We start from the raw sequence: 7179 nt of genomic DNA on the forward strand, positions 1-7179 counted from the left end.
CGCGACGACCGCGTACACGGCGTCGAGCGCGGCGGCGACGCGCGCGGCCGCGGCCTGCGACGCCTCGGTGGCGTCCGGGATCGCGGCGTCGACCTCGTCGTCCTCGCGCGCGTCGACCTGCTGCAGCGCGGATCCGTCGAAGGCGCCGCTGCGGAACGCCGGGGTGTCGGCGGGCGCGGTCCACAGCCGCTCGAGCTCGTCGTCGAGCCAGAACAGCGTGAGGGACGCGCCCGCCATGTCGAAGCTGGTGCAGAACTCGCCGACCTGCGGATCCACGAGCGTGACTCCGGCCTCCTCGAGCAGATCCGCGACGCGCGTGAACACGACGAACAGCTCCTCGTTCTTCACGGATCCGAGGCCGTTGAGCACGGGCACGACGCGGGCGCCGCGCACCGTCACTCCGTCCGGGACCTCGGCCTCGGCGAGCAGGTGCGTCACGAACAGCTCGGCGAGGCCGTCGGCGGACGGGATGTCCGTCTCGTCGATGCCGGGCTCGCCGTGGATCCCGAGCCCGATCGCCATGCGCCCCTCCGGCACCGAGAACAGCGGCTCGTCGGCGCCGGGCAGCGTGCAGCCCGTGAACGCGACGCCCATCGAGCGGGTGCGCGCGTTGGCGAGCCGGGCGACGCGCTCGGTGTCGTCGAGGTCGTAGCCCGCTGCGGACGCGGCGCCCGCCGCCTTGAAGACCGTGAGGTCGCCCGCGATCCCGCGGCGCTTGGCCTGCTCGTCGGGCGTGGCGCTGAAGATGTCGTCGGTCACGACCACGGTGCGGCAGTCGATGCCGTCGCCCCGCACGCGCTCCTGCGCGTCGTCGAAGTGCAGCACGTCGCCGGCGTAGTTCCCGTAGAGGAGGAGCGCGCCGCGGCCCTGCTCGCTGGAGCGGATCACCGACTCCACCTGGTGCGCGGACGGCGACGCGAACAGGTTGCCCATCGCGGCGCCGTGCGCGAGGCCCGGTCCGACGAGCCCGCCGAACGCGGGGTAGTGGCCGGAGCCGCCGCCGATGACGACCGCCACCTCGGGCTCGGCCGATCGGGTGGAGCGGGAGACGCCGCCGTGCACCCTCCGGACCCACCGGCCGTTGGCGCGCACGAAGCCCGCCGTCATGTCGTCGGCGAAGTCCGCGGGGTCGTTCCAGAGCCGGGTCATCCGTGTGTCCTCCTCATCGAGCACGTGAGGAGATCCTATAGGATATTGGATCCTTCGCCTACGGGTCGACGGATCCGGACGCGTGGGAGCCCGGGACGACGCGGGGGGTCAGGCGTCGTCCCGGGCTCCTCCCGCGGCGTCGTCCGGGTCCGCTGCGGGCGGGATCCCGCGGCCACGACCCACGGGGGCAGGGGGCGGCCACGGTCTCCTTCGGGTACGTGCGGGTACACGATCCTTCAGGCGACCGTAATGACGATCGCGCGAGGACGCGGGATCCGGCCCGGGCCTTGACCTCTCCGCGTCCGATCCGCTACGCGCGCCTACCTGTCGACGAGCGTGATCTCGAACGAGTACAGGTCCGGGCGGTAGCAGTGCTGGCCGTGCTCGACGGCGCGACCCGAGCTGTCGAAGGCGGTGCGCGACATCGTGAGCACGGCCCCGCCGCGCGGCAGGTCGAGGAGGCGCGCCTCGGATGCGGTGGCCGCGCGGGCGCCGATGCGCTGCTTCGCGACCCGCATGATCACGCCGCGGCCGCGCAGCAGCTGGTACAGCCCGTGCGTGGCGAGCTCCTCGGGGTCGAGGTCGACGAACGGCTCCGGGAGCACGTTGTCGAGGATCGCGAGCGGCACGCCGTCGGCCGACCGCAGCCGGGTGAGGTGCAGCACGGGGCTGCCGACCTCGACGCCGAGCGACTCCGCGATCCTCTCGTCGGCCTCGCCGCGCGACGACGAGAGCATCCGCGTGGCCGGCGCCTGGCCCTGCCGCTCGAGGTCCTCGTAGAGGCTCGTGAGCTCGACGTTGCGGGTGACCCGGCCGTGGACGACCTGCGTGCCGATGCCGCGGCGGCGCACGAGCAGGCCCTTGTCGACGAGGTCCTGGATCGCCCGGCGGATGGTGGGGCGCGAGAGCCCGAGCCGGTTGCCGAGCGCGATCTCGTTCTCGAGCCGGGCACCCGCGGGCAGCGTGCCGTCGTGGATCGCCGTCTCGAGCAGGTTGGCCACCTGGTAGTAGAGGGGGACCGGGCCGGAGCGGTCGAGCGCGAGGAACAGGTCGGGGGGCAGGATCTGCTCCGGTTGCGTCACGTGGATCGCTCCCTCGTAGGTCAGGTCAACGCCTCATCCTGGCATGCGGCGGTTCAGCGGCCCTCCGCGGGCGCGCCTGCGTCCGTGCCCGGGTCCCGCGCGAGCTCGTGCGCCAGCGAGTCGAGCTCGGCGCCGCCCGCCATCAGGCTCGTCAGCTCGCCGAGGGTGATCTCGTCCTTCTCGAACGTGCCGAGGCTGGATCCGCGGTTGAGCAGCAGGAACCGGTCGCCCACCGGGAACGCGTGGTGCGGGTTGTGCGTGATGAAGACCACGCCGAGCCCGCGGTCGCGCGACCGGGCGATGTAGCGCAGCACGACGCCCGACTGCTTCACGCCGAGGGCCGCGGTGGGCTCGTCGAGGATCAGCACGCGCGCGCCGAAGTGCACGGCCCGGGCGATGGCGACGCACTGGCGCTCGCCGCCGGACAGCGTGCCGATGGGCTGGTCGACGTCGCGCAGGTCGATGCCCATCTGCGCGAGCTGCTCGTGCGTGACGGCCTTCATCGCCTTCACGTCGAGGCGGCGGAACGGCCCCTTGCCCTTCGTGATCTCGGAGCCGAGGAAGAAGTTCCGCCACACGGGCATGAGCGGCACGACCGCGAGGTCCTGGTACACGGTGGCGATGCCGGCCTGGAGGGCGGCGCGCGGGGACCCGAGCGTCACGGGCTCGCCGTCGAGGAGCATCGTGCCCTCGCTCGGCGCGTGCACGCCCGCGAGCATCTTGATGAAGGTCGACTTGCCGGCGCCGTTGTCGCCGAGCACGCACGTGACCTGGCCGGCGGTGACCACGGTCGAGACGCCCGTGAGCGCGTTCACGGCGCCGTAGCTCTTGCCGATGTCGCGGACCTCGAGGATGGTCGTGCCGGCGGGCGGCAGCGGGGGAGTCGGGCGGCCGCCGGCCTCCTCGGCGGCACCCTGGATCGCGCCCGCGAGGGGCTCGGATCCCGCGGTGGGGGTCGTCTCCGCGGTCATCGTCCGCCTCCCGCCCGCTTGCGCACCAGGTCGTTGAGGAGCACCGCCGCGAGGAGCATGCCGCCGAGCACCGTGCGGAGCCAGTTCGTGTCCCACTGGGCGAACGTGATGCCCTGGAAGACCATGCCGTAGATCAGCGCGCCGAGCGCCGCGCCGATGGCCGAGCCGAAGCCGCCCGTCAGCAGGCAGCCGCCGACGACCGCGCAGATGATGTAGATGAACTCCTGGCCGACGCCCGTGTTCGCCTGCACCGTGGAGGTGCGGAACAGCGAGATCATGCCGACGAGCCAGGCCGCGCCCGCGGTGCCCATGAAGAGGCCGACCTTGGTCTTGAAGACCGGGACGCCCACCTGGCGGGCGGACTCCTTGGCGCCGCCGACCGCGAAGATCCAGTTGCCGGCGCGCGTCCGCAGGAGGATCCAGGTGGCGACGGCAGCGACCAGGAACCACCACACGACCGAGACGTAGAAGTTGCCGCCGCCGATCTCGAGCGACGAGCCGAAGATCGGCTGGATCTGGTCGTACGACGGCACCTTCGTCATGCCCTGGATCGCCACCTGGCCGGTGATGAGCTTGGTGACGGCGAGGTCGACGCCCGCGAGCGCGAAGAACGTGCCGAGCGTGACGATGAAGCTCGGCAGGCCCGTCTTCATCACGAGGAACCCGTTGAGGGCGCCGATCGCGAGGGCCGCCGCGAGGGAGACGAGCACCGCGACCCAGATGCTCAGGCCGTAGTGGGAGGTCAGGATGCCGACGACGAGGGCGGAGAAGCCCGTCATGACGCCGGCGGAGAGGTCGAACTCGCCGCCGATCATGAGCATCGCGACGGCGACCGCCATGATCCCGAAGGTCGATGCCGACTCGAGCCACACACCCGCGCCGGCGAGGGTGAGGAACTGCGGCGTGTAGAGGGAGAAGAACACCAGCACGGCGAGGGCGGCCACGAGGGCGCCGATCTCCGGCCGGGCGAGGATCTTGCGGATCGGCCTGTTCTCGAGGCGCGGCCTCGTGGCGATCGTCACGATGTCCGTCGTGGTCAACGCGGGCTCCTTCGGTGGGCGTCGGGCGGTGCGGGGCGATGCGTGCGGGGCGTGCGGTGCGGTGGTCGAGCGGCGGGCCGGGCGCTTCGGGTGCGCCCGGCCCGACGTGCTAGCGGGTGCCGTTCTTCGCGAACTCGGCGACCTGCGCGGCGTTGTCCTTCGTCACGAACGCGGGGCCGGAGTAGACGGGCTGGCCGCCGCCGATGACGTTGCCGTTCGTGGCGTAGAGGTCGAGCGCGGTGATCCCGAGGAAGCCCTGCACGTACGGCTGCTGGTCCACCGCGAACAGGACGGTGCCGGCCTCGACCGCGCTGACCACGTCCTCCGAGAGGTCGAACGTGCCGATCTGCGCGTCGCTGCCCGACTCGTCCACCGCGCCGACCGCGTCGATCGCGTACTGGCCGCCGAGGGTGAGCACGCCGTCGATGGAGGGATCCGCCTGCAGCTTCGACTTGATGGTCGCCTTCACGTCGGCGTCGTTCGTGCCGTCGACCTGGAGGTTCGCCATCTGGCCGCCGAAGGCGCTCGCCGCGGAGGAGCAGCGCTCCTCCAGCCCGACGTTGCCGGCCTCCTGGATCACGCAGAGCACGTTCGTGAGCCCCGCGTCACCCAGACGCGTGCCGACCGCCTCGCCCGCGACCGTCTCGCTCTGGCCGATGTGGGTGAGGGCGCCGAACTCGGCCGAGCGCTCGATCCCGGAGTTGATGGTCACCACGGGGATCCCCGCCGCCACGGCCTTCTCGACGCTGTCCTTCACGCCGTCGGGGTTCGCCATCGAGACCACGATGCCGTTCACCTCCTGCGCCACCGCGTTGTCGATGAGCTGGGACTGCTTGGCGGGATCCGGGTCGGCGTTGTAGGTGACGGTGGCGCCGTACTGGCCGCCGGCGGTCTCGGCGCCGGACTTCACGCGATCCCAGAAGGCGTCGCCCGGGCCGGAGTGCGTGACGACCGCGAACGTGAGGTCGCCGCCGCCGCTCGCGCCGCCCGCGGTGGGCGCGGCCTCCTGGCCGGTGCCCGCACACGAGGTGAGGAGGAACCCGGCCGCGACCGCGAGGCCGAGGGGGGCGAGGAATCTGTTCTTCATCGAATGCTCCTTGTCGGGCGGACGCCCGCGAGCGGGGTCCTGGACGTCGTCGTCGGGGCGATCATCGTCCCGCCCGACGTCATTTGTCAACACATGCTGACAAGACGGGTCCCTGTCGTGACCCGCTGTCGTCCGGCGGCCTGCCCGACGGATCCGACCCTCCAGTCTGCCGCCTCGCCGGCCTCGCCGCGCGCGCCGACGTCCGACCGACCGCGCGCACGGTCGGTCGGACGGCGCCGCCGGGCTCAGAGCGAGACGGGCACCGCCACGCGCTCGACGGCCGAGCGCTGCGCCGCGTCGGCGAGCACGAGCGCCGCGCGGCCGTCCTGGAACGTCGGACTGTCCGAGGCCTCGCCGCGCGCCAGGCGGATGAAGGCGCGCAGCTCGGCGACGTACGCCGCGGCGTAGCGCTCGAGGAAGAACTCCTGGTAGGGCGGCTTGCCCTCGACGCTCGCGGCGGTCGAGACGCTGACGAGGCTCGTGAGCGCGTTCGCGACCTGCAGGGAGCCGAGCGCGCCGAACGCCTCGATCCGCTGGTCGTAGCCGACGGCGCTGTGCCGCGAGTTCGTGATGACGACGAGGGCCCCGGTGGACGCGCGGAGCGTCACGACCGCCGTGTCGAAGTCGCCGTGCTCGCGGGCGCCGGGGTCGAACGTGGTGGATCCGATCGCCTGCACCTCGACGATGTCCGGCAGGAAGGCGCGCGCCATGTCGAGGTCGTGGATGGTCATGTCGCGGAAGATCCCGCCGGAGACCGCGACGTAGGCGGCGGGCGGCGCGGACGGGTCGCGGCTGGTGATCGACAGCTGCTCCAGCGCGCCGATCTCGCCCGCCGCGACCCGGGCGCGCGCCTCCGCGAACGCCGGGTCGAACCGGCGGTTGAAGCCGAGCGCCACGGGCACGCCGGACGCGAGCACGCGGGGGAGGAGGGCGTCCACCCGGGCGATGTCGAGGTCGATGGGCTTCTCGCAGAGCACGGGCAGGCCGTGGTCGATCGCCTGGGCGATGAGGTCGACGTGCGTGGGCGTCGGCGAGGCGATGAGCACCGCGTCGATCCCGCCGGACGCCATCATCTCTGCCGCGTCCTCGGTGACGCGGCCGCCGAGGCGGGCCGAGAGCGCGCGGGCGCCGTCGAGGAAGGGGTCGCAGATCCAGGCGAGCTCGGCGTCCGGATCGGCGGCGATGTTCGCGGCGTGGACCTGGCCGATGCGGCCGGTGCCGATCAGGCCGAAGCGCAGGGGGGTCGTGGGCATGTCGGCGTCCTCGTGTCTCGTGGTGGTGGTGCGGGTGCGCGGGTGGGGTGTCGGTCAGGCCCAGGCGCGGAGGGCCTCGCGGTTGACGCGCTGGTCCTCCGTGCGCTCGGCCCGGAAGCGGCGGATGTCGGCGTCGGGCGCGTTGAGCACGTCCTGCTCCACGACCACCCAGCCGTCGTACCCCTGGGCCTCGATCGCGGTCATGACGCTCGCGAGGTCGACGTCGCCGCGGCCGAACGCCGCGAACGCGCCGGACGACCACACCTGGCGCATGCCGCCGCCCGCCGCGAGCACGCGGCGGAGCTCGGCGCCGTCGACGTCCTTGAGGTGCAGGTGGGTGATCCGCCCGCCCCAGCGCGCGATCGCGGCCAGCGGGTCGCCGCCCGCGATGACGAGGTGCCCGGTGTCGAGCGTGAGCCCGATGTCGACCTGGTCGAGGAACCGGTCGATCTCCTCGGGCGACTCCACGAACGTGCCCGCGTGGTGGTGGAAGGTCGGCTCGAAGCCCGCCTCGCGCGTGATCACCGCGGCGCGCGCGGCGTTGCCCACGAGGCGCGACCAGGCGGCGTCGGCGAGCGGGTCGGCCTCGGCGCCGCG

Annotated in this window: 7 protein-coding genes; all 7 read right to left on the minus strand. The window is 72.9% G+C overall.

The window, feature by feature from the left end; all coding sequences use genetic code 11:
- Positions 1–1149, minus strand: a 1149-nt coding sequence (locus DZG00_RS10280) for a dihydroxyacetone kinase family protein (protein WP_119455594.1), incomplete at its 3' end; no start/stop codon positions are given.
- A gap of 320 nt (positions 1150–1469) precedes the next feature.
- Complete coding sequence (locus tag DZG00_RS10285; RefSeq protein ID WP_119382399.1) at positions 1470–2231, minus strand: GntR family transcriptional regulator; 762 nt, start codon at positions 2229–2231, stop codon at positions 1470–1472.
- A gap of 53 nt (positions 2232–2284) precedes the next feature.
- The gene (locus tag DZG00_RS10290) at positions 2285–3202 is read right to left on the minus strand and encodes an ATP-binding cassette domain-containing protein (RefSeq protein WP_119382398.1); all 918 of its coding nucleotides are present in this window, start codon (positions 3200–3202) and stop codon (positions 2285–2287) included.
- Complete coding sequence (locus DZG00_RS10295; RefSeq protein ID WP_119382397.1) at positions 3199–4242, minus strand: ABC transporter permease; 1044 nt, start codon at positions 4240–4242, stop codon at positions 3199–3201. Before DZG00_RS10295 ends, DZG00_RS10290 begins: the two co-directional genes overlap by 4 nt.
- A gap of 109 nt (positions 4243–4351) precedes the next feature.
- Complete coding sequence (locus DZG00_RS10300; protein WP_119382396.1) at positions 4352–5329, minus strand: sugar ABC transporter substrate-binding protein; 978 nt, start codon at positions 5327–5329, stop codon at positions 4352–4354.
- 245 nt (positions 5330–5574) lie between these two features.
- A complete protein-coding gene (gene iolG, locus DZG00_RS10305; protein ID WP_119383237.1) occupies positions 5575–6582 on the minus strand; it encodes an inositol 2-dehydrogenase in 1008 nt (335 codons plus the stop codon).
- Between the two features lie 54 nt (positions 6583–6636).
- On the minus strand, positions 6637–7179 hold a 543-nt coding region (locus DZG00_RS10310), incomplete at its 5' end, for a sugar phosphate isomerase/epimerase family protein (RefSeq protein WP_147359968.1).

This window comes from Clavibacter lycopersici, from assembly GCF_003576405.1.
In the GTDB taxonomy this organism is placed as follows: domain Bacteria; phylum Actinomycetota; class Actinomycetes; order Actinomycetales; family Microbacteriaceae; genus Clavibacter; species Clavibacter lycopersici.